Origin of the sequence: Geothrix terrae, from assembly GCF_022808775.1 — a bacterium.
Lineage (GTDB): Bacteria > Acidobacteriota > Holophagae > Holophagales > Holophagaceae > Geothrix > Geothrix terrae.
The window spans coordinates 303,069-324,523 of the sequence record NZ_JAKZLA010000004.1 but is presented as its reverse complement, the minus strand read 5'-3'; the positions used below and the strand labels follow the sequence as shown (position 1 = coordinate 324,523).

Sequence of the window (21,455 nt, the reverse complement as noted above, 5' to 3'; positions counted from 1 at the left end):
CGCGGTCTGGTCAGGCGCTCTGAAGCACCCGCGCCATCAAGCGCACGGCCTCCTCGAGCTCCCGCTCGTCCAGGGTGGAGAAGCCCAGGCGGAGGTTGGGCAGCGACCGCCCGTGGAAGTCGAAGAGCCGGCCCGTGCTGAGGCCCACGCCCGCCTTCCGCGCGGAGGCCGCCCAGGCCTCCACGTCGATCGCGGGGTCCACGCGGGCCCACAGGCTCATGCCGCCCGCGGGCGGCTCGAAGGCCACGGCGTGGCCCAGACGCCGGCGCAGAGCTGCCACCAGGGTCTCCAGGCGGGCCTGGTAGATCCGCCGCATCTTGCGGGCGTGGCGCTGGAGGAGGCCGTCCTCCAGGAGCTCGGCGGCCGCCCGCTGGAGCACCTGGTCCCCCTGGCCGTCCGTGGCGCTCCGGTGGGAGGCCAGGGCCTCCACCAGGGCCCCGGGGCCCGCCACGAAGCCCAGGCGGAGGCCGGGCGCGAGGATTTTCGACAGGGTTCCCAGGTAGACCACCACGCCGTGGGGATCGGTCCCAGCGAGGGGCAGCACCGGGCGGCCCTCGAAGTGGAACTCGTTGTCGTAGTCGTCCTCCAGGAGGGCGATGCGATGGCGGGCCGCCAGCTCAAGCAGCTTCAGCCGGCGCGCGGCGCTCATGGTCACCGTGGTGGGGAACTGGTGGTGCGGCGTGAGGTAGATGGCGCGGAGCGGTCCATCGGCCAGCTGGGCGGCCAGGGCCTCCACCCGCAGACCCGCCTCGTCCACGGGCACGGGCACCAGCTCCGCCCCGGCGGCCCGCAGCGTGCGCCAGGCGGCGGGATAGCCCGGATCCTCCACCGCCACCCGGTCCCCAGGCCGGATCAGGGTGCGGGCCACGAGGTCCAGAGCCCCCTGGCTGCCGCCGGCGATCATCAGCTGGCCCTCCGTGACCGCCAGGCCGCGCATCTCCGAGAGAAGCCGGGCCAGGGCGGCCCGGAGCCGGGCCTCGCCGCGGGCGTCGCCGTAGCCCAGCAGGTCGCGGCTGCCGAGGGCCCGCCGGTAGGCCCGGGCCAGGAGGTCCGTGGGCACCAGGCGGAGGTCCGGCAGGCCGCCGCCGAAGGCCAGGATGCCGGGCTCGCGGAGGCTCCTTCCGGGGCCCGGCGGGGCCAGGTCGTAGCCCGGTCGGCCCGTGGCTTCCGCCCGCTGGGTCGCGGAGGCCCGGGAAAGGTCCTGGGGCAGGTCCCGGGCCACGTGGGTGGTGCGCGCCTCCGCCACCGTCCAGCCCTCGGCCTCCAGCTCCCGGTAGGCCGCCAGCACGGTGTTCCGGTGCACGGCCAGAGTCCGGGCCAGGCTCCGGGAGCCGGGCAGGGCGTCGCCGGGCCGGAGGCGGCCGCGCCGGATGTCGCCCCGGATGGCCTGGGCGATCTGCTGGAAGACCGGCTCGCGGGAGGTTCCGGGCTGGAGGGCGATGGGGAAGACCCAGGGGCGCATGGTCTAGTTGTAATGACATAAATGGATCTTTTCAATGGGCCACATGGTCCGATCCTGGGAATGACCACCTGGTCCTGGAGCTGCCATGCGCACGTCGAAACCCCATCCCGAGCTCGCCCCCAAGGGCTACCAGGGCTTCCTGCAGGTCGTCCGGCACCTTCAGGGGAGCGGCCTGGACCACGGGCTCCTCCACCTCATCGAGGTGCGGGCCTCCCAGCTCAACGGCTGCGCCTTCTGCATGGACATGCACGCCACCGCCGCCCTCGAAGCCGGCGAGTCCCAGCGGCGCCTGACCCTCGTGGCCGCCTGGCGCGAGGTGCCCCTGTTCACCCCCCGGGAGCGGGCCGCCCTGGCCTGGACCGAGGCGCTCACGGAGCTGGGCCGCCACGGGGTGGACGATGCCCTCTACGCCGCCACCCGCGCCCACTTCAGCGAGCAGGAGGTGGTGGACCTGACCTACGCCATCGCCCTCATCAACGCCTGGAACCGCCTCGGCGTGGGCCTCCAGCCGGACCTGCCCCCCGACAAGACAGAGGTGCCCGCATGAGCGCCGGCCTGACCTATCGCCTCGATCGCGTGCCGGAGGTGGAGGCCATCCGCGCCCTCTACGCCGCCGCGCCCCTGCGGCGGCCCATCCACGATCCCGAGCGCATCCGCCGCATGTTCGAGGGCTCCAACGTGGTGATCACCGCCTACGACGGTGACCGCCTGGTGGGCCTGCTGCGCGGCTGGACAGACTTCGTCTGGGATGGCTATGTCTGCGACCTCGCCGTGCACCCGGCCTTCCAGAAGGCCGGCGTCGGGCGCCAGCTGCTGGACCTGGCCCTGGGCCTGGACGATGGCATCCAGTGGGTGCTCCAGGCCGCGCCCCTGGCCCGGGACTACTACGCCCACGTGGGCTGGGAGAAGATCGAGAACGGCTGGAAGATGAACCGCGCAGGCTGGACTCCCACCTCCTACGAGACCTACCAGGCCGAGCACGCGGACCTGGCGGCGAGGGCGTGATGACCGGTCCAGCCTCCAGCACCTTCGACCGCTGGGCCCTCCGCTACGCGCGGTGGACCCTGGGCGCGGCCTTCCTCTCGGGCATCGCCTCCCGGTTCGGATGGTGGGGCCCGGGCCGGGGCTACGGCACCTTCGCCAACTTCATGAAGTACACGGCCCAGGTGAACAGCTTCATGCCCGCGGCCACGATCCCCTTCCTGGCCTGGGCGGCCACGGTCGCGGAATTCAGCCTGGGCCTGGCGCTGCTCCTGCCGCTGCGGGGCCGGGCCGCCCGGATCGTGGCCTTGGCCAGCGCGGCCCTCCTGGCCGTCTTCGCCCTCGCCATGGGGATCTCCTTCGGCCCCAAGGAACCCCTCGACTACTCTGTCTTCTCCGCCTCGGCGGCGGCGCTGCTGGTGGCGCTGCACCCCGCCTCCGACAGCTGAGGTTCCGTGAGCAATCTCACCCTCTACCTTGCTTCCATCCTGATCTGGGGCTCCACCTGGATCGCCATCACCTACCAGTACGGGCGGGTGGCGCCCGAGGTCTCGGTGGCCTACCGCTTCGCCCTGGCCGCGGCGCTGCTCGCCGTCTGGTGCCTCCTGCGGGGGCTGAAGCTCCGGTTCACGCGGCGGGAGCACGGCTGGCTGGCCCTCCAGGGCGCCCTCATGTTCGGGATCAACTACGTCTGCGTCTACCTCGCGGAGCAGCGGATCCCCTCGGGCCTCATGGCGGTGATCTTCTCCCTGCTGGCCATCCTCAACCTCCTCGGCGCGCGGGTCTTCTTCGGGACGCCGGTGGCGCGGAAGGCCCTCGCGGGGGTCGCGCTGGGCATCGTCGGGGTGGGATTGGTGTGCCTGCCGGGCGCGGGCTTCGGCGCCGGGTCCCTCCAGGCGGGGCTGGGCCTGGCCCTGGTCGGCACCGTGGCCGCCAGCCTCAGCAACCTGGTCTCCCAGCGCAACCAGCGGCATGGCATCCCGGTCATGCAGGGCAACGCGGTGAGCATGGCCTATGGTGCGGCTTTCGTGGCCCTCTTCTGCGTGCTGGCGGGCCGGCCCTTCACCTTCGACGCATCCCTCCACTACCTGGGCTCCCTGGCCTTCCTGTCCGTGTTCGGGTCGATCCTGGCCTTCGGCGCCTACCTGACGCTCGTGGGCCGCATCGGCGCGGGCCGGGCGGGCTACGCCATGGTCGCCATCCCCGTGGTGGCCCTGGCCCTCTCCACGGCCGTGGAGGGCCTGCGGTGGCACTGGGGCCTGGCCCTGGGCGCGGCCCTCTGCCTGGCGGGCAATGCCCTGGTGTTGCCCCGGCCGCCACAGCCCAAGGGGTCACCGGCCTGAGTCTCAGGCCGGCGACCCCTTGATGAGGCTAGTTCGGCGGCATCTGGGTTCCCCAGTAGCAGGTGCGGAACAGGGGGCCGAAATCCTTGTGGCCGGCCATGCTGGCGATCTGCTCGATGGAGGTGGTGGGAACGGCCTTCCATCGGAAGTTGGCGATGAGGGACTTCATGAAGATGGCGAAGGCCTTGTCGCCCATCTCCTTGTGGAGAGAGGCCAGGATCAGGGCTCCCTTTTCGTACAGGAGCGAGGTCCGCGCGAGGAACGTGGCACGCGGATCGTTGATCCAGCGAAGGCGATTGGCGAAGGGGATGGTGCCCGAGCTCGCATAGGCAGACGCATGGTTGCGCCAGCGGTTGAGCATGCCCTCATAGGCGCTCGTGCCTTGATTCTTCATGCCGCGCATGGCCAGGGCGGAGGCGTAGTTGGCGAAGGACTCGGTGACCCACTGCTCTTCCGGTGAAGACATCTTCACCAGGTGGCCCCAGTACTGATGTGCGATCTCGTGGGCGAACCGCTGGTTGATCCCCTTCGTGAAGAATTGACTGATCTCGTCCATCTTCCCGTCGAAGGCTTCGTTGGTGATGATCATCATCCCGGGAGGGGCCTGGCCGAAGCCATAGGCATTCACCTGGATGATGTTGAATTCACTGAAGGGGAAGGCCTCGAACAGGCCTTCATAGAAGCCGATGGTCTGCCTGGCGATGTCGATGAGCCGCTTCTGCATGCTGCCGCCCCGGTTCGCATAGGCCGCCACACGGATGGTCAGGCCATCCTTGGTCTCCTCGGTGAAGCTGTAGGCGCCCGCGAACATGGAGAAGAACTGCACAGGTTTGTCGATGCTGACTTCCAGGAGGTTCTCGGCACCGCTCTGGACACGTCGGATGGTCCGGCCCGGGGCGACGGGCACATCGTCCTTGGGCGTCCGGATCACGGCATGCACTGTGTAGGCCTGCCCGTCCATGTCCGGCTGGGGGAACCACGGGGCCACCCCGAGCTCCCAGTAGTTATCCCCTCCCGGACGCAGCAGGATCGGCCCGCCGTATTCGAAAGTCAGGGTGAAGGGCTGCCCGGGAGGCATGGGCTGGTCCAGTTCCACCAGGAGCTTGTCGTTGCGGTGGTGGAACGGAAGGGCCTTCCCTTCTGCGTCCAGGACTCTGGAGACCTTGTAGATCCCCAGGTTGTAGACCCGGTCCTCCACGTTGTAGAGGTTGAGCTCGAGCACCCGGAGCCCCTCGTCTCCGGCCACCAGGGTCTCCTTGACCTTCAACTGGGCGTATCCCTTGTTCCCGTGGAAGTCGATGTCCACGGCCGTCAGGCTGAGCAGCGGGGAGAGGGGAGCCTTCCAGTCCCATCCGATGGGCTGCTCGGAGAGGGGCACCAGGCGCAATCCGTCATAGGTCGCAGGTTGGGCGGGATCTGCAATGGATCCGAGGGATTCCCTGAGGCCTCCGCCCTGATCGAGTCCGTAGATGAACGGCCGGTCCTCACCCCGGATCTCCGCGCGGATCAGGGTTTTCGTGGGCGTATTGGCGAGGTGCCGGGCGAAGGCCTGGCCGCGGTCGCCGAGCCCGTCACGCTGGAAGAATTTCCAGTCGGTCTGGAAGGAGGCCTCAGGGGACTCGGCGACGGTGCCGAGGGGAATCGAAAGCTCCATCCCCGCGGTCCACAGGGTGAGGCTCCGAATGTCCTCGGTCAGGATCCGCTGGTCCTTGGCCTCAGACAGGATGGCCTTGGTGTTGGGCACCAGGAGGTTCTTCTTGTAGTTCGATTCGAGCGACGCACGCTCCAGGGGATCTTCGGACCGGTATTGGAAGGCCCCCTTGCCCTTGAAGAAGAATCCGAGGGTGCGCCCCCCCGAGGTCATGGGAGCCACGGTTCCGGAGGCCATGAGGAAGGTCATGCGGCCCACCGGCAGGGTCCAGTTCTTGACCGACACCGCGGGCCCCAGCGTGGGCTGGGCGGTGTAGGCCTCGACTTGGCGGCTGAGGTTCGAAGGGGCCGCCTGGGTGTCGGCGGAACAGAGGGGTGTGAAGGTCCCCAGAAGGAGAACCGGCAGGAGGCGCCGCAAAACGGACAAGGCGGACATGGGATCGCTCCGGAGGGCAGCTGGATTAGAGAGGAAGCCATCATCTTATTCCATCGGTCCCCTCTGAAAAACGATTTCCGACCTGGCCGGTACAATGGCCGGGTGTCCGATGTCTCCTTGATGCCCTGGGATCGCCCCGCCCCCGAGCGGGCGGGCCTGCCGTCGGCCTGGTCGCTGTTCCCGGAGGACCTGGCGGCGCTCGGCTGCCCCGGCAGCGCCCTGGAGACGTTCAAGCGCCTGCACCGGCCCTGGACCTGGAAGGACGGCGCGCCGGACCTGGGCTCGGGCATCCGCCGCTGGCTGGAGGGCGTGGCGGACCTGCGCCTGCCGTCCATCGTCGATCGCCAGGCCTCCGGTGACGGCTCCACCAAGCTGGCCCTGGAGCTGGCAGACGGCAAGCGCATCGAATCCGTCCACATGCCGCGCAAGGTGCGGAATCCGCGGGTGACCTACTGCATCTCCAGTCAAGTGGGCTGCGCCATGGGGTGCACCTTCTGCGCCACGGGCAGCATGGGCATCCTGCGCAACCTCCAGCCCGGCGAGATCCTGGGCCAGGTGCTGGCGCTCATGGCGGAGCTGGGACCGGACCGCGGCCACGAGCTGACGCTGGTGTTCATGGGCATGGGCGAACCCCTGCACAACCTGGACCACCTGCACCGCGCCATCCGGCTCATGTGCCACCCCGCGGGCCTGGGCCTGGGGAAGAACCGCATCACCGTGAGCACCTCGGGCCTGGTGAGCGGCATCGAGAAGCTGGCCAAGCTGGAGCCCCGGCCGCTGCTGGCGCTGAGCCTCAACGCCACCACGGACGAGGCGCGCAGCCGCACCATGCCCGTGAACCGCGTGTGGAACCTGGCGCGGCTGCGGAAGGCCCTGGACGACTGGGGCCCCAAGCGCGGCGAGAAGTTCTGCTTCGAGTACGTGCTCATCGCCGGCGAGAACGACACCGAGGCCGACGCCCAGCGTCTGGCGGACTGGCTGGGCGACCTGCGGAGCGGCCACAACCTGAACCTCATCCCCATGAACGAACACGCCGCCAGCGCCTTCCGCGAGCCCGGCGAGGACCGCGTTCAGCAGTTCGCCGAGTGGCTGAAGGCCCGGGGCTGCTTCGTCACCGTCCGCCGCAGCCGGGGCCGGGACGTGCAGGGCGCCTGCGGGCAGCTGGTGAAGGGCCGCTGATCCGCCGGGTCAGGGAGTCTCCTCGGATCGCCTGCGCAGCCGGAGCCACTGGAAGGCCCGGGGCACGCTGAGCACCAGCAGGGCGGGGATGCCGATCCACACGACCTCGGTGCCCAGGGAGAACAGCAGCCAGTCGAGCAGCTTCCCCGAGAGGGGGATCGGCGACACGAAGATGGGCTGCCAGAGGCAGACGAACCGCGCCTCGGAAAAGGGCAGCAGGAAGGCCACGCCGGTCCCCCCGAAGGTGCAGGCGTCCAGCAGGCTGTGGGAGAGGGCGGCCGAGAGCAGGCAGGCCCAGAGGCGCAGGCTCCGGAGCTGATGGCGGAACCCGAGCAGCATGGCCGTGGCGGCCAGGAGCAGCAGGGCGAGGAGGGAGTGGCTCATGCCGCGGTGGGCGAGGCTCGTGCCGTCCAGCCCGAGGAAAGTCGTGAACCAGTCCACATCCGGGGCCACGGCGCAGGCGGTCGCGAAGGCCAGGACCCGGCGCGGGGGCCGGCCCTGGTGGAGGGCGGCGCTGATCGTGAGACCGGCCAAGGCGTGGCCGAAGACGGAGGACATGGGGGGATCCGGGAGGTGGGGAGCGGGCTGGAGTCCGTTCGGAAGGCGCCTGGCCGGACCCGCTTCGGGTGCCTGTCCGCGGCAGGAAGCGCGGATCTCCAGGGTATCCGGTTCCTCCCGGCCCAGCCAGCAGCGGTCACTCCTCGACGGCGAACACCACCTTGTCGTTCTTGAAGCGGGGCAGGGCGAGGAGTTCCACCGTGGCCGCCTGCCGGTCGGTGCTGAGGGACAGGCGGTAGTGCTCACCGGCGGTGTAGGAGCCGGGGACGACGATCACCCTGCCGATGCGCGTCAGGCCCAGCTCCTGGGCCCGGATGACGAGGGTGGTGCCGGTGCGGAGGTCCAGGTGGCGGGTGAAGGCCGCATCCCGCCAGGTCGGGCCCGAGTGGTCCAGGCCGAACAGGGGGACCTGGATGATCCCTTCCTTCTCCAGCGCCGCCCGGACGCCGACCAGGTAGTGCAGTGAATTCAGCCGGGCCAGCTGGTCGGCGTTCTCCCACTGGAGCCGGGCCTGGCCTTCGAGGAAGCTGAGCTGCTCCGCCTGGAGGGTGGAGATCTCGCGCTCGATCTCGCGTTTCTGGTTCTCCAGGACTCCGAGCTGCTTCTGCAGCCGCCGGCTGGCGGCCACCGCCGCATCGCGCTGGCCGGGCAGGGGATCGGGCTCCCGGCGGTCCAGTTCCCGGGGCGATACCGCGGCCCCGCCCTGGGACACCCAGGTGCCGTACTCGCCGCGGACGTAGAAGTGGTAGACCTCGAAGCCCGGGGCCATGCGCGCGGACAGGGGCACGTGGCTGAGCGTCTTCCGGGCCGCCTCCTCCGAGAGGCCCCGGCCCTTGAGGAAGCGCAGGGCCAGGCCGTAGTGGCTGTCGTTCGCCTGCGCGATCTCCGGCGGGGGCAGCGCCGCCTTGAGGTCCATGACCCGATCGCTCAGCGCCCGGAGCCCCGCTTCCTTGTCCAGGATCTCCTGGAGGAGGCCGCGCCGGGAGCTGTCCCGCTCGACCCGGATCCGCGCCTCCAGGGCCCGTTTCTGCTCCGGCGTCAGCAGCATGGGGCTGGCGTCCAGGCGGAGATCCCGGACCCCGACCAGGGCCAGCCTCCGGAACTGCGCGCTCCAGGCCTGCCGGAGCTGCTGGGCGGCCTCATCCGCCTGGGCCGCCTGCTCGGTCAGCGCACGGATCTGCGGATCCTCGCGCTGGCAGGCCACGAGGGCGGCCAGCGCGAGCCCCGCGAGGATCGGCGCGATCCATCGGCGGCCACTGTGGGCCATGACCCTCCCGAAAAGGACGGCGCGGGATATCCGGGCCAAAGGTCAAGTCTATCAAGCCGCGGGCCCGGGCCAAGGAAGGGAACCGCTGCCTGGAGGCGCAACCCGGGATTGCGTCCCGGCCTTTCCCCCTGGGACCCTGGTTCCATGCGCATCCCGGTCCACCAGCTCCCCCATGGCCACGGCCTCGACCTGCCCGCCGCCGCCACGGCGCACGCCGCGGGCATGGACCTGCGGGCGGCGATCCCCGAGGGCGAGGCGTGGACGATCGCGCCAGGCCATCGGCGGCTGGTGCCCACGGGCCTGGTGTTGGCCATCCCCCAGGGCTTCGAGGGCCAGGTGCGGCCCCGCTCGGGGTTGGCCCTGCGCCACGGCCTCACGGTGCTGAACGCGCCCGGCACCATCGACGCCGACTACCGGGGCGAGGTGCAGGTGCTGCTCATCAACCATGGAGACGCCCCCTTCGAGCTGCGCCGTGGCGAGCGCGTCGCCCAGCTCCTGGTGGCCCCGGTGGAGAGCTGGACCTGGCTCCCCGAGCCCAGCGTCGAGGCCCTGGGCAACACCGGGCGCGGCGACGGCGGCTACGGCAGCACGGGGCGCTGAACAGCCGGATTCGACACCACCCGGTTCCGCCCGCCCTCCTTGGCGTCATAGAGGGCGGCGTCGGCCCTGGCCAGGATGGCGTCTGGAGCGGCATCGCCTGGATCGAAGGTGGTCAGGCCGATGCTTACCGTCAGCGCGATGGGACCCGCGCTGGACTGCACCGGCGCCTGCGCCACCTGGTTCCGGAAGTGCTCCGCCAAGGCCATGGCGCCCGCCTGGTCTGTGCCCGGGAGCAGGATGCCGAACTCCTCCCCTCCCAGGCGGCCGAAGAGATCCAGCCGCCGCAGCCGCATCCGGGCCAGCTCTGCGAGGTGCTTGAGCGCGAGGTCCCCGGCGGCGTGGCCGTAGGTGTCGTTCACCTGCTTGAAGTGGTCGAGATCCAGCAGCAGGAAGGCCGCGGGCTTGTGGAAGCGCTTGTGGCGGGCCAGCTCCAGGTCCATCTCCTGGAGGAAGCGGCGGCGGTTGGCCACGCCCGTGAGGGGATCCGTGGTGGCCAGGCGCTGCAGCTCCGCCTCCATGGCCTTGCGCTGGGTGATGTCCTCCTTGACGGCGAGGTAGTGCGTCGTCCGGCCGCTGGCATCCACGACGGGGGAGATGCGGGCCAGCTCCCAGTACTCCTCGCCGTTCTTCTTCCGGTTGACCAGCTCCCCCTCCCACGGGAGTCCCCGCTCGAGGGCGGCCCACATGTCCTCGAAGGTCTTCCGGGGGGTGTGGCCGGACTTGAGGATGCGGGGGTTCTGGCCGATCGCTTCCGCCAGCGTGTAGCCCGTGGACCGGGTGAAGCCCGCGTTGACGAACTGGATGTCCGCGTGGGCGTCGGTGATGACGATGGAGGCGATGCTCTGTTCGACCGCGGCGGAAAGGAGGCGCTGGGACTCGGCCAGCCTCTCCCGCTCGGTGACATCCTGGCCGAGGGCCAGCAGGCCGATGATGGTGCCATCGGCACCCCTCAGGGGCTTGTCGTGCCACTCCACCAGGATCCGGCGACCGTCCCGGGCGATGATCTCGCTGGTGTTCGCGGTGCCCCGGCCTCCGGCCACCGCCTTCAGGAAGCGCTCCCGCGCCTCGTTCCGCTCCGCCTCCGGCGGGAAGATGGCGAACCAGTCGGCATTCTGGAGCTCCGACTGGGCGTAGCCCGAGAGCTCCTCCATGAAGCGGTTGAAGCGGAGGATCCGCCCCTCCGGGTCGAGGACGATGACGATGGCCTGGGCCGTGTCGATCAGCCCTTCCGCGAAGTCGCGCTCCCGGCGCATCGCCTCCTCCAGCTCCTTCCGCTGGGCGAGGGCCTGCTCCGTCGCGGCATGGGCCCGTTCGAGGGTCTCGGCGAGTCGACCCTGCTGCAGGCCCAGCCGGATCGAGACGCCGAGCATCTCGTGCAGGTGTTTGGTTCCCGCGAGGATGTAGCCCAGGAGGAGGAGGCACATGAACCCGAAGGCCCACTGGAGGCCGGAATGGGCCCGGAGCAGGATCGCCACCGCCATGGGCACGCCCGCCAGCGCCACGAAGACGCGGAGGGCGGCCGGGACGGCCACCAGGATGGGCACGGCGCCAGCCACGATTCCGGCCAGCACGAGCCCGGTGAACATCCGCGCCTCCTCGCTGCCGTACCACACGAAGGGTACGGCGCCGAGGCCCCAGGCCGCGGAGACCAAGGCCGTGGCCAGCACGTACCGGCGCCGCCAGATCATGGCCTGACCGGCATCCGGATCCACCGCGGCGAACCCGCGAGCCAGCGCGTAGCGGACCGTCGCCGCCGCCGCGACGAGTCCCCACCAGGCCAAGGCCATCCTCGCTGGGGCGGTCTGGGTCACATTCACCCAGGCCAGCAGGGCGGCGCTGGCCAGGTGCGCACCCCAGGTGAAGGGCGCGTTCTTGAACATCTGGGCGGTCATCCGACGCTGGGCTTCAGCCTCGACGTCCGGATGGAGGTGGATCGACATGACCAGGTTCCTGAGGGGCCGGCTCGGGGATCGGGACCGCAGCGGCTCATCCTCCCTTATCGGGTCCGGATCCCCCGCCCTGGAATTCTGGTTTGAACAGCTATAGGATCACCCTCCACCCCGGAGGCTCCATGCGATCTGCCGCCCTCGCCCTCTCCCTCGCCACCCTCCCGCTGCTCGCCGGCCAGCCGCTGACCTACGCCGACGGCGCCACGAAGCTCTCGGGCTACCTGGCGAAGCCCACTCCCGCCAAGGGAAAGGTGCCCGGCGTGGTGATCATCCATCAGTGGATGGGCCTCACGGACCATGAGCGCAAGGTCTCGGACGACCTGGCGAAGCTGGGCTACGTGGCATTGGCCGCGGACATCTACGGCGAGGGCGTGCGCCCGGCGAACAACGCCGAGGCCGGCAAGCTGGCGGGCCAGTACAAGGGCGACCGGGCCCTCTACCGGCGCCGCATCGCCGCGGCCCTCGAGGCCCTGAAGGCCCAGAAGGGCGTGGACGGGACCCGCGTCGCCGTCATCGGCTTCTGCTTCGGCGGCACGGGGGCCCTGGAAGCGGCGCGCGCCGGCCTTCCCGTGAAGGGCGTCGTGTCCTTCCACGGCGGTCTGGACGTGCCCGCGGACTTCAAGCCCGGCCCCATCACGGCCAAGGTGCTGGTGTGCCACGGCGCGGACGATCCCTTCGTGCCCGCCAAGGACGTGGCCGCCTTCCAGGACGAGATGCGGGCCTCGAAAGCCGACTACGTGTTCGTGGCCTACGCGGGTGCCGTCCACGCCTTCACGCAGAAGGAGGCGGGCAGCGATAACTCGAAGGGCGCTGCCTACAACGAGGCCGCCCACCGCCGGAGCTGGCAGCACATGAAGGATTTCTTCAAGGAAATCTTCGGCAAGTAGCTCCTGGGACCTTGCTCAAGATAACCCTGTGGTCAACAATGGTCCGCCTCGGGACCTTTCGAGCCACAGGGTTGTCCCATGAAGTCGCTGTTCACGGTCTGGCCCCTCGACGAGCGGAGCAACCTCAACTGGCTCATGGGCCAGCCGGTGCCGCACAGCCATCCCTTCCACCAGGTGTTCTTCCTGACGAAGGGCACGGGCAGCCACTGGGTGGACGGCATCGAGACGCGCTTGGAGGCGCCCTGGGTCATGCTCATCGCCAAGGGGAAGAAACACCTCTTCCTGCCGGACGTGCCCGCGGAGGGCTGGATGTTCGACTTCGGCGAGGACTTCCTGGACGACGACGCCTCCTGGGTCTTCTCGGACTTCCTGGCGGCGCCGAACCTGCCCCTGCACGATGACGCGCTGGTGCGCCAGGCGTCGGCCCTGGCCCGGCTCCTCTGGGACCTGGGCCAGGTGGCGCGGGAGGAGACGCGGCCGGCCATCCGGCACTTGCTGGCGGCCTTCCTGCACCTCTTCCAGGCCCGCATCCGGGAACAGGCGGCCCGGGCCCAGACCCAGAGCGGTGCTGACTTCAAGCTCTTCCAGGCCTTCCTCCACCAGCTGGACAAGAGCTTCCAGGAGGAGAAGGAGGTGGAGTTCTACGCACGGAAGCTCCGCTGCACCCCTCGCCGCCTGGGCACCGCCTGCAAGGCCGTACTGGGCAAGACGCCGCAGACCCTGATCATCGAGCGCGTGATGCTGGAGGCCAAGCGGCTGCTCCTGCATACCGACATGAGCGTGCAGCAGATCGCGTCCCTGCTGGGCTGCGAAGAGCACTCGAACTTCACCAAGGCCTTCCGCAAGGCCACGGGCGAGACGCCTTCGGCCTTCCGACGCACCCGGCAGCTGGAGAGCGCGACCTGAAGGCGAGTCCAGGACGGGATTCACCAGAAATTGTCCGTTCCGTACCAGGCCGGACGGACGCGGGAGGTCTAAGCTTGCCTTGCCTCGGGAATTGAAAACCTAGAGGTCAATATATGGATTCAACCGTTGAAATGTTGCGACTAGGCAACACAGAGGAGGTCTGTCTTGAAGCTCCGAACCCTCACCGCCGCCCTGGCCTGTGCCTGGCCCGCGCTCCTCGCCGCCCAGGCGAGCGAGGCGCAGATCTACGGCACCTTCCTGCCCTTCGTGGACCACATCAGGACCAGCGGTGCCACGGCGCCGGGCCTGTCCCCCGCCACGGGCGGGGCCACGCAGGTGGTCGCCTCCGCCTATACCGGCGACGCGGGCAACCTGGCCGCCCGGAACCGCATGACCTCGGGCACGTCGAACCTGGGCTTCCGCGGGAGCTTCAAGGTCAGCGACGACCTGAAGATCATCTGGCAGATCGAGAGCGCCGTGAGTCCCGACGGCGACGCGCCCAACTCCCTCACCAGCCGCAACAGCTGCCTGGGCCTGGAAGGTCCCTGGGGCCGCGTGTTCTACGGCAACTGGGACACGCCCTACAAGTACCCGATCCTCTTCGTGGGCGCCCTGCGCGGCCTGAACCCCTTCGACAACGCGCTCACCGCGAACCCCGGCTTCAACGTGCCCGGTACCACCACCCAGAACGGCCGCGTCAGCGGCAAGGCCGACGCCGCCTTCAACCGGCGGCAGGGCAACAGCATCCAGTACTGGAGCCCCGAGGTGAACGGCTTCTCGGGCCGCGTGGCCTACTCGGTGAACGAGGGCAAGACCACCGCCTCCGCCACCGTGCCCTCCATCAGCCCCGAGCTGTATTCCGCCCTGCTGTCCTACAAGCGCGGCGCCTTCACCCTCAGCTACGGCTACGAACAGCACAAGGACTACTTCGGCCTGGCCCAGCTCGGCGGCTCCGCGGGCGCGACGCCCACGAACGCCTCGTCCAGGGACGTGGCCCACGAGCTGGTGGGCAGCTACGCCTTCCCCACGGGTACCAAGATCTCCGCCATCGTGGAGCGCCTGGCCTACGACACGGATGACACCGTTGACGGGAAGGTCAACCACTACGAGCGCGGCGCCTGGTACGTCCTGGTCCAGCAGCGCTGGGCGAAGCACCAGCTCTTCGGCGCCTACGGCAAGGCGGCCGCCGGCAGCGTCACCGTGGTGGGCGGTGGCCCCGCCACCACCAACGGGCTGGGCGGCGCGCAGTGGAGCGCGGGCTACAGCTACAGCCTCGCCAAGTCCGCGGACCTCTACGCCTCGGTCTATGGCATGACCAACGAGCGGTCCGCGAGCTACGCGCTGTTCCCGCCCGTGGGCACCGTGGCTCCGGGCGCCTCCACCACGGGCTTCGGCCTGGGCATCCTCTACACCTTCTGACCCTGGGGGGAACGGGCGGGATGGGCCCCTGGAAGCGGCCCGGCCCCTCCCGCCCGGCATTCCCGCGGGGCCGCTTCCATCCGAGGAGCAAGCCATGGGCAACCTGGGCATGACCGAGATCCTGACGATCGGCTGCGCGCTGCTGATCTTCTTCGGGCCGTCGCGCCTGCCCAGCCTGGGCAAGTCGCTGGGCCAGAGCATCCACGAATTCAAGAAGGCCGGGCGGGCGCTGACCGCCGAGGCCACGGACCGCGCCGAGTGAGCTGAGGGCGCGGCGATCCCCGCATCCGAGTGACAAGGAGACGACACATGAGCGATGAACCGAGAGAGGAAGGGCAGGGGCCGGACGCCTACACGCGCCGGGTGCTGGAGCAGGGCCTGTCACGCCGGAGCTTCTTGGGCCGGGCGGCGGGAGGCGCCGCCGCCGTGGGGCTCTTCGGCATGGGGGCTTCCCCGGCCCTGGCCGCGGCCGTCAAGGAACCCAAGGCGGAGGGCTTCGCCACCAGCACGGACGGCGGCGCCACGCTGACCTTCCTGCCCAAGCCGAAGCCCATCCGCGACCGCGAGATCTCAGAAACCCTGACCTTCGACGTGGTGGTGGTGGGTGCCGGCGCCTCGGGCGTGCCCGCGGCCCTGTCCGCCGCGGAGCACGGCGCCAAGGTGGCCGTGGTGCAGAAGGCGCCCTTCGCCCTGTCCCAGGGCAACACGGGTTCCGGCATCGACCTGGCCGCCAGCGAGAAGGCCGGCGTGGAAGCCCTGGTGGCGCGCCTCATCGCCGACAGCAACCACCGCTGCGACCCCAAGCTGATCCGCCAGTGGGCCTACCACTCCGGCGAGGCCGTGCGCTGGGTCATCGACCGCGCGAAGCAGGGCGGCGCGACGGTGGTGGACCAGGGCAGCCCGGCCCAGCGCGCCATTCTCAAGGTGAACGGCTACAGCATGGGCTACGTCACCTCCTTCTTCGGCCCGAAGCCCTACACCACCGGCGACGGCATGCGGGCCCTGGCCAAGACGGCCGAGAAGGCGGGCGTGAAGTTCTTCTTCCAGATGCCCGCCGTGCAGCTGGTGCAGGGCCGCTCGGGCGAGGTGCAGGGCGTCATCGCCCGGGGCCACGACGGCAAGTACCGCAAGTTCCTGGCGAAGAAGGGCGTCATCCTCGCCACCGGCGACTACCAGAACAACAGGGCCATGTCGGACTACTTCATCCCCGACGTGAAGTACCTGGAGCGCAAGCAGATGGACAGGACCGGGGACGGCTTCGCGCTGGCCTACTGGGCGGGCGGCGTCTTCGAGCCCATCGGGCACACCAAGATGCTCCACGACTTCGACGCGGGGCCGGCCTCCATGTGCGACATGCCCTTCCTGGCCGTGGACCGCAAGGGCCGCCGCTTCGTCAACGAGACGGTGGAGATGTCCTTGCTGAACAACTACCTGAAAGACGCGGAGAACGCCGGGCACTATTCGCAGGTCTTCGACGCCGACTACATGACCCAGGCGGCCACCTGGCCGGGCAAGCTGGTGCCACCCGAGGGGCTGAAGAACTACATGCCCGACGAGCCCGGCCCCAAGAAGGGGGTGTTCGAGTCCCAGGTCAACACCCACAAGGCCGGCACCCTGGAGGAGCTGGCCCGCAAGCTCGAGGTGGATCCCGCCACCTTGGTGGCCACGGTGAGGCGGTACAACGAGGTGGTGGCCTCCGGCAAGGACAGCGACTTCGGCAAGCCCGCGAGCTTCCTCGCGCCCATCCTGAAGGCCCCCTTCTACGGCATCCATCGCCGCGTGCGCGTGTCCGCCATCTGCTCCGGCATGCTGGTGGACGAGCACCACCAGGCCCTGAACGCGGACGGCAAGCCCATCAAGGGCCTCTTCCTCGTCGGCAACCTCGGCGGCGGCTTCTACGGCGGCGTGGACTACCCGCTCACGGTGTTCGGCCTCTCCCTGGGGCGCTGCTACACCTTCGGCTACCTGACGGGCCGCCACGTCGCGCGCCTTTGACCCCTGGACGACGCCCGAACGGAGACGACATGACCATCCTCACTCCCTCCCGGATCCTGGGATTCGGCCTCGCCGGCCTGCTGGCAGCCTCCCTGGGCGCCGCTCCCGCGGCGTGGACCTCGAAGCACGCGGCGCGCGGCGTCACCTGCGTCCAGTGCCACGGCAAGAGCGGCAAGCCCACGGCCGTGCCCTTCCGCCAGTGCCAGGGCTGCCACGACCCGGCGGACCTGGCCGCCCGCACAGCTCAGGCGAAGCCCACGAACCCCCACCTGAACCGGCACTACGGCACCCAGACGGACTGCACCCGCTGCCATCACGAGCACAAGGCCAGCGAGAACCTCTGCCTGCCCTGCCACACGCGGTTCACCTTCAAGGTGCCCTGAGCGGGATGGCGCCCTACGGGCGTTCCGACCGCTTCAGCAGGTCCACCAGCAGGTCCTTCCACAGCGCCGCCACCGTGTGGCTGCCGTGGCCCCGCGTTTCAGGGCTCAGCGGCAGCACCACGGCGCGGCCTTTGGGCACTCGCCTGACCTCGCGCTCCAGGATGCCCAGCTCCGGCGGGTTGATGAGGTCGTCGGCGGAGTTCACGGCCAGGAGCGGCGCCTTGATCTTTTCCAGGCCCGGTCCCGGGTCGTAGTCCTTCGAGGCCTCCAGGGCGTAGAGCACATCGTTGGCGTCGGCGGTCTTCGTGTAGCGCGCCACGAAGGCGTCCAGGGCCGCGTCGGTCTGGACCAGGGTTGGCGTCTCCGCCTGCCGCAGCACGGAGTTGCTGCTCATGAACCACAGCATCTGGGCCGCGAGGCGCAGGGAGCCCGGCTGGGTCTTATAGTCGCCGCCCAGCCACTGCGGATCCTGACGGATGGCGTCGATGGCCGTGCGCCGCCAGGCGCGGTTGCGGCCCGCGATCTGCGTGGGCAGGCTGGCCAGGGGCATGAGGGCATCCATGCCGTCCGGGTGGAGCTGGCCCCACAGCCAGGTGTGCATGCCGCCCATGGAGGTGCCCATGACGAGCCGCAGGTGCGTCACGCCCAGGGCCTCGGCCAGCAGGCGCCGCTGGGCCTCCACCATGTCCAGGTAGCCGTAGCGGGGGAAGCGGGCGTGGAGCCCGTCGCTGGGCTTGCTGGATTTCCCGTGGCCGATGCCGTCGGGCAGCACGATGAAATACGTCGCGGCATCCAGGGGTTGCCCGGGGCCGAAGAGCTGGCCCGCGAAGGCGGGGCCCATGAACTGGGCCCCGCTTCCGGTGGTGCCGTGCAGGATGAGCACGGCGTTGCGGACCACGCCCGAGGCGTCCTTCCGCGGCGTGCCGTAGGTGCGGTAGTGGATACGCAGCTCGGACAGCGTCTCGCCGGACTGGAACCGGAAGTCGCGGAGCTGGGCGTCGCCCTCTGTGGGTGCCTGGGCCGGGAGCAGGCTGGCGGCCAGGGTCGCCAGGAGCAGGAGGGCAGAACGGATCGGGCGCATGTCACCTTCCGGAGCGGTCAGGATAGGCCGGCTTGCGGGTGGCGGCAGGCTGTTTCTTGATTGCCGCTTCCACCTCCTGGATGGCCCGGTCGAGCTGGGGATCCTTGCCCTGGGCCAGCAGCGCGGGATCGTCCATCACCTCGATGTCGGGGTCCACGCCGTGGCCCTCGACGATCCACTGGCCCTCCTTGGAGTAGATGCCGAAGGTGGGCACGGTCACGCTGCCACCGTCGATGAGAGCGGGGGCGCCGCTGATGCCGATGAGGCCGCCCCAGGTGCGCCGGCCGATGAGGGGGCCGAGGCCAGCCTGGCGGAAGTAGTGGGGGAAGAGGTCGCCGCCGGAGCCGCTCCAGCCGTTGATGAGCATGGCCATGGGGCCGTTGTGGGCGATCTGGGGCCACTGCCAGTCCTTGCCGTCGCGCACGCCCCAGTAGTTGAGTGTCTTCCGCCCCAGCATCTCGATGAAGCGGTCGGGGATCTGGCCGCCGCTGTTGAAGCGCTCGTCGATGATCAGGCCCTCTTTATCCCACTGGCCGCGGAATTGGCGCACCAGGTCCGTCTGGCCGCCAAGGCCCGTGTCGGGCACGTAGACGTAGCCGATGCGGCCGCCGGAGGCCTTCTCCACGTACCGCCGGTTGGCCTCGATCCAGGCCCAGTAGCGCTGAGGGTAGTCGTTGGCCACGGTCGCCACCGCCACGTCGCGGGCGCCGTCCAGGGTGGGCTTGTCATTGACAGTGAGGAGCACGGTCTTGCCGGCCAGGCCCTGGAAGGCCGCCCAGGGGTCCACGCGGGGATCGAGGGGAATGCGGTTCACGGCCAGGAGGTAGTCGCCCTCCTTCACCTGGAGGCCAGGCTGGGCCAGGGGACCGCGGACGCCGGCGTCCCAGTCCGCGCCGCGCAGGATGGTCTTGATGCGGTAGGCGCCGTGCTCCAGAGCGAAGTCCGCGCCCAGGAGGCCGACACCGAGCCGGGCCGGCATCTCCTGATCACCGCCGCCCCGGTAGGCGTGGGAGGCGTTCAGCTCGGAGATGAGCTCGCCGATGACGAAGTTCACGTCCTCGCGGGTGACGCAGTCCTGCAGCAGCTTGCCGTAGCGCGCCTTCTGGGCCTTCCAGTCCACGCCGTGCATGCCGGGGTCGTAGAACATGTCGCGCTCGAGGCGCCAGGCGTCGTTGAAGATCTGCTGCCATTCGGCGCGGGGCTCCACGGTCATCATCAGCTCGCCCGTGGGCAGCTTCTTCTCGAACTTCTGGTCGGGCTTCAGATCCAGGAGGGCGTACTCCTGCTTCCGATTCACCAGGACCTTCTTGCCGTCCCCGCTGAGAAGGGCGCCGTCCACGTCCGCCAGCACTGCCTTCTCCTCGCGCTCCTCCAGGTTGTAGGTGTAGAGCGTGCCCGTGAAGGTCTCGGCCATGGGGTTGAGCTGCGCGGCGCGACGGTAGACCAGCTTGCCCTTGGTGGCGGCCAGGTCCGTGTAGTAGCCGGCCACAGGAGGCAGCAGCACCATGCGGGACTCCAGGCCGTCAAAGTCGATCTCCACGGCCTTGGGAGCTTCGGGCTTGTCGGCGTCCTTCTTGGCGTCTCCATTGCCGGCTTCCTTCTTTTCGTCTTTCGCCTTCTCATCCTTTGTCGCGTCCGCGTCGTTGCGGGGGGCCAGGGGTGAGGGTACGTCCTTGCGCAGGGGCAGGGCCGCCAGGCGGGTGGTGGCGGCATAAACCCAGGTGCCGTCCAGGTCGCTGTAGGTGGGCGCGAACTGCTGGCCGGTACTGAGGAAGAGGTACTTGCCTTCGGGATCGAAGGCGGGGTCGCCGGCGTTGTAGAAGGGCGCCGTCACCTGGTGCCGCTGTCCAGTCTTCGTGTCGTAGATAGCGATCACGCTGTTGCGGTTGGGGGTGTCGAGGGGGAAGGCGACCCAGCGGCTGTCCGGGGACCAGCTGGCGCGGAAGGCCTCCAGGGGGCCATCGGACAGGAAGAGGCCCTTGTCCATCGTCTGCACCTTGCCAGTGGCCAGGTCGCAGAGGTTGATGTGCATGGCCTGGTCCGCGAAGGCGACGTGCTTGCCATCCGGGGACCAGGAGATGCGGTAGCGGAAGCCGGGGCCCAGGTGCGTGACCTGGCGTTCCTGGCCGGATCCATCCGCGGGCCGTACGCACAGCTCGTACTCGCCGCTGCGGTCACTGAAATAGGCCACCTGCTTCCCATCCGGGGACAGCGCGGGGTAGCGTTCCGCGGCGCCGGGCGTGCGCGTGAGGTTGATCACGTAGCCCTTGTCCGCAGGCACGGAGAAAGCCTCGCCGCGGGCCTCGAAGACCGCGCGCTTGCCCTGGGGAGACAGCGTGGGATTCTTCAGGAGCTTGCTGGCGTTCTCTTCCCGGGGCTTCAGGGTGGCCTGGTCCGTCACTACCTCGACCTTCACCTCCACGAGGTGCTCGGAAGGCAGCTCGATCCGGTAGAGCAGTCCGCCGGCCTCGAGCACGATGTCCGAGGGGCCGATGGCGGGGAAGTGGGCGTCGTAGTCCTTGAAGAAGGTGATCTGCTTGAAGGCCTTCGTGGCCAGATCGTAGGACCAGATGTTGGCCCGCTTCACGGCATCGCGATCCGACAGGAAGTAGAGCTTCCCGCCGTACCACATGGGCTGGGAGTCGTTGGAACCGCCCTCGCTGGGCAGGCGGCTGGCGGTCTTCTTCTCCAGGTCGTAGAACCATATCTCCGAAGCCATGCCGCCGCGGTAGCGCTTCCAGGTGCGGAAGTCCGTGCTGATGGGCTGGTAGGCCAGGACCTTGCCGTCCGGGGACAGGGCGCCGAATTCCGCGTAGGGCAGGGGCAGGGCCTTCGGCAGGCCACCCTCCTTCGCCACCGTGAAGAGCTTGTTGAAGCGGTCCTTGCCGGACTCCATGCCCGAGGCGAAGAGCAGGGACTTGCCATCGGGGGTCCAGTCCACCATGCGATCGGCCATGGGGTGGTGGGTGACCCGTGCAGGGATGCCGCCAGCCACGGGCAGCGTGTAGACATCCAGGTTCCCGTCGTAGTTGCCGCTGAATGCCACCTCCCGGCCGTCCGGTGAGAAGCGGGCGAAGGACTCCTCGCCCTTGGGGGTGGACAGCCGCTGGGCCGTGCCGCCGGCCTTGGGAACGATCCACAGGTCGTTGGCGTAGGTGAAGACGATCTGCGTCGCCGACACGTCGGGATAGCGCATCAGGCGGGCGTCGATCTGCGCCGAGGCGCTGACGGAAGCCGCCACGACGAGGGCGGTGGCGAAGAAGGGCAACAGGCGCATACGTCTCTCCGGGTTCCTGAGGGGTCCAGGCAGCATACGCAGGAGGAGGCCGGAAGGTTGAGGGTGGATGGACGGTTGCCTT

19 protein-coding genes are annotated in these 21,455 nt (G+C 69.5%); 12 read left to right on the top strand and 7 right to left on the bottom strand.

Annotated features, from left to right (window positions below):
- Positions 1-10: 10 nt before the first annotated feature.
- Entirely contained in the window at positions 11-1,462 is a 1,452-nt protein-coding gene (pdxR, locus tag MLE42_RS10255) for a MocR-like pyridoxine biosynthesis transcription factor PdxR (protein WP_275975840.1), read from the bottom strand.
- A gap of 85 nt (positions 1,463-1,547) precedes the next feature.
- Here pdxR and MLE42_RS10245 point away from each other — a divergent pair, with 85 nt between their 5' ends.
- Genes MLE42_RS10245 through MLE42_RS16295 form a run of 4 tightly spaced genes read left to right on the top strand, consistent with a single transcriptional unit; the run spans position 1,548 to position 3,786 of the window.
- Positions 1,548-2,009 (top strand): carboxymuconolactone decarboxylase family protein, encoded by a 462-nt coding sequence (locus MLE42_RS10245; protein WP_243287784.1) that lies wholly within the window; start codon positions 1,548-1,550, stop codon positions 2,007-2,009.
- Positions 2,006-2,467 (top strand): GNAT family N-acetyltransferase, encoded by a 462-nt coding sequence (locus MLE42_RS10240; protein WP_243287783.1) that lies wholly within the window; start codon positions 2,006-2,008, stop codon positions 2,465-2,467. Before MLE42_RS10245 ends, MLE42_RS10240 begins: the two co-directional genes overlap by 4 nt.
- Positions 2,467-2,892, top strand: coding sequence for a hypothetical protein (locus MLE42_RS10235; RefSeq protein WP_243287782.1), 426 nt, complete (start codon positions 2,467-2,469; stop codon positions 2,890-2,892). The genes MLE42_RS10240 and MLE42_RS10235 overlap by 1 nt, the downstream gene beginning before the upstream one ends.
- Positions 2,893-2,898: 6 nt before the next feature.
- Positions 2,899-3,786, top strand: a complete 888-nt coding sequence (locus MLE42_RS16295) for a DMT family transporter (protein WP_243287781.1) — start codon at positions 2,899-2,901, stop codon at positions 3,784-3,786.
- Positions 3,787-3,814: 28 nt separating this feature from the next.
- Here MLE42_RS16295 and MLE42_RS10225 read toward each other — a convergent pair whose 3' ends face one another.
- A complete protein-coding gene (locus MLE42_RS10225; RefSeq protein WP_243287780.1) occupies positions 3,815-5,872 on the bottom strand; it encodes a M1 family metallopeptidase in 2,058 nt (685 codons plus the stop codon).
- A 120-nt stretch (positions 5,873-5,992) separates the two neighbouring features.
- Between MLE42_RS10225 and rlmN the strand changes: the two genes are divergently transcribed.
- Positions 5,993-7,051, top strand: coding sequence for a 23S rRNA (adenine(2503)-C(2))-methyltransferase RlmN (gene rlmN, locus MLE42_RS10220; protein WP_243287779.1), 1,059 nt, complete (start codon positions 5,993-5,995; stop codon positions 7,049-7,051).
- A 9-nt stretch (positions 7,052-7,060) separates the two neighbouring features.
- Here the strand turns inward: rlmN and MLE42_RS10215 are convergent, their stop codons facing one another.
- Entirely contained in the window at positions 7,061-7,609 is a 549-nt protein-coding gene (locus MLE42_RS10215) for a metal-dependent hydrolase (protein WP_243287778.1), read from the bottom strand.
- A gap of 136 nt (positions 7,610-7,745) precedes the next feature.
- The gene (locus MLE42_RS10210) at positions 7,746-8,876 is read right to left on the bottom strand and encodes a hypothetical protein (protein WP_243287777.1); all 1,131 of its coding nucleotides are present in this window, start codon (positions 8,874-8,876) and stop codon (positions 7,746-7,748) included.
- A gap of 144 nt (positions 8,877-9,020) precedes the next feature.
- Between MLE42_RS10210 and dut the strand changes: the two genes are divergently transcribed.
- Positions 9,021-9,476 carry a dUTP diphosphatase gene (dut, locus tag MLE42_RS10205; protein WP_243287776.1) on the top strand — a complete coding sequence of 152 codons (456 nt, stop codon included), beginning with the start codon at positions 9,021-9,023 and terminating at the stop codon, positions 9,474-9,476.
- Here the strand turns inward: dut and MLE42_RS10200 are convergent.
- Positions 9,455-11,416 (bottom strand): sensor domain-containing diguanylate cyclase, encoded by a 1,962-nt coding sequence (locus MLE42_RS10200; protein ID WP_243287775.1) that lies wholly within the window; start codon positions 11,414-11,416, stop codon positions 9,455-9,457. The genes dut and MLE42_RS10200 overlap by 22 nt on opposite strands.
- A gap of 131 nt (positions 11,417-11,547) precedes the next feature.
- Here MLE42_RS10200 and MLE42_RS10195 point away from each other — a divergent pair, with 131 nt between their 5' ends.
- From MLE42_RS10195 to MLE42_RS10170, 6 genes are all read left to right on the top strand, one after another.
- Positions 11,548-12,312: a dienelactone hydrolase family protein gene (locus MLE42_RS10195; RefSeq protein WP_243287774.1), complete on the top strand. Its 765-nt coding sequence runs from the start codon at positions 11,548-11,550 to the stop codon at positions 12,310-12,312.
- Between the two features lie 78 nt (positions 12,313-12,390).
- Positions 12,391-13,218: a helix-turn-helix domain-containing protein gene (locus MLE42_RS10190; RefSeq protein ID WP_243287773.1), complete on the top strand. Its 828-nt coding sequence runs from the start codon at positions 12,391-12,393 to the stop codon at positions 13,216-13,218.
- Positions 13,219-13,383: 165 nt separating this feature from the next.
- Positions 13,384-14,637 (top strand): porin, encoded by a 1,254-nt coding sequence (locus MLE42_RS10185; protein ID WP_243287772.1) that lies wholly within the window; start codon positions 13,384-13,386, stop codon positions 14,635-14,637.
- A gap of 94 nt (positions 14,638-14,731) precedes the next feature.
- On the top strand, positions 14,732-14,899 hold the full coding sequence (locus MLE42_RS10180) for a Sec-independent protein translocase subunit TatA/TatB (protein ID WP_243287771.1): 168 nt from the start codon (positions 14,732-14,734) through the stop codon (positions 14,897-14,899).
- A gap of 47 nt (positions 14,900-14,946) precedes the next feature.
- Entirely contained in the window at positions 14,947-16,632 is a 1,686-nt protein-coding gene (locus MLE42_RS10175) for an FAD-dependent oxidoreductase (RefSeq protein WP_243287770.1), read from the top strand.
- A 29-nt stretch (positions 16,633-16,661) separates the two neighbouring features.
- Positions 16,662-17,015 (top strand): cytochrome c3 family protein, encoded by a 354-nt coding sequence (locus MLE42_RS10170; protein WP_243287769.1) that lies wholly within the window; start codon positions 16,662-16,664, stop codon positions 17,013-17,015.
- A gap of 13 nt (positions 17,016-17,028) precedes the next feature.
- Here the strand turns inward: MLE42_RS10170 and MLE42_RS10165 are convergent, their stop codons facing one another.
- On the bottom strand, positions 17,029-18,096 hold the full coding sequence (locus tag MLE42_RS10165) for an alpha/beta fold hydrolase (protein WP_243287768.1): 1,068 nt from the start codon (positions 18,094-18,096) through the stop codon (positions 17,029-17,031).
- 1 nt (position 18,097) lies between these two features.
- Positions 18,098-21,373, bottom strand: a complete 3,276-nt coding sequence (locus MLE42_RS10160) for a S41 family peptidase (RefSeq protein WP_243287767.1) — start codon at positions 21,371-21,373, stop codon at positions 18,098-18,100.
- Positions 21,374-21,455: the final 82 nt, after the last annotated feature.

Bases quoted from the DNA above. Each gene is read 5' to 3' on its own strand.
- pdxR (WP_275975840.1), bottom strand. From the start codon at position 1,462: ATGCGCCCCTGGGTCTTCCCCATCGCCCTCCAGCCCGGAACCTCCCGC.
- MLE42_RS10245 (WP_243287784.1), top strand. From the start codon at position 1,548: ATGCGCACGTCGAAACCCCATCCCGAGCTCGCCCCCAAGGGCTACCAG.
- MLE42_RS10240 (WP_243287783.1), top strand. From the start codon at position 2,006: ATGAGCGCCGGCCTGACCTATCGCCTCGATCGCGTGCCGGAGGTGGAG.
- MLE42_RS10235 (WP_243287782.1), top strand. From the start codon at position 2,467: ATGACCGGTCCAGCCTCCAGCACCTTCGACCGCTGGGCCCTCCGCTAC.
- MLE42_RS10225 (WP_243287780.1), bottom strand. From the start codon at position 5,872: ATGTCCGCCTTGTCCGTTTTGCGGCGCCTCCTGCCGGTTCTCCTTCTG.
- rlmN (WP_243287779.1), top strand. From the start codon at position 5,993: ATGCCCTGGGATCGCCCCGCCCCCGAGCGGGCGGGCCTGCCGTCGGCC.
- MLE42_RS10215 (WP_243287778.1), bottom strand. From the start codon at position 7,609: ATGTCCTCCGTCTTCGGCCACGCCTTGGCCGGTCTCACGATCAGCGCC.
- MLE42_RS10210 (WP_243287777.1), bottom strand. From the start codon at position 8,876: ATGGCCCACAGTGGCCGCCGATGGATCGCGCCGATCCTCGCGGGGCTC.
- dut (WP_243287776.1), top strand. From the start codon at position 9,021: ATGCGCATCCCGGTCCACCAGCTCCCCCATGGCCACGGCCTCGACCTG.
- MLE42_RS10200 (WP_243287775.1), bottom strand. From the start codon at position 11,416: ATGTCGATCCACCTCCATCCGGACGTCGAGGCTGAAGCCCAGCGTCGG.
- MLE42_RS10195 (WP_243287774.1), top strand. From the start codon at position 11,548: ATGCGATCTGCCGCCCTCGCCCTCTCCCTCGCCACCCTCCCGCTGCTC.
- MLE42_RS10190 (WP_243287773.1), top strand. From the start codon at position 12,391: ATGAAGTCGCTGTTCACGGTCTGGCCCCTCGACGAGCGGAGCAACCTC.
- MLE42_RS10180 (WP_243287771.1), top strand. From the start codon at position 14,732: ATGGGCAACCTGGGCATGACCGAGATCCTGACGATCGGCTGCGCGCTG.
- MLE42_RS10175 (WP_243287770.1), top strand. From the start codon at position 14,947: ATGAGCGATGAACCGAGAGAGGAAGGGCAGGGGCCGGACGCCTACACG.
- MLE42_RS10170 (WP_243287769.1), top strand. From the start codon at position 16,662: ATGACCATCCTCACTCCCTCCCGGATCCTGGGATTCGGCCTCGCCGGC.
- MLE42_RS10165 (WP_243287768.1), bottom strand. From the start codon at position 18,096: ATGCGCCCGATCCGTTCTGCCCTCCTGCTCCTGGCGACCCTGGCCGCC.
- MLE42_RS10160 (WP_243287767.1), bottom strand. From the start codon at position 21,373: ATGCGCCTGTTGCCCTTCTTCGCCACCGCCCTCGTCGTGGCGGCTTCC.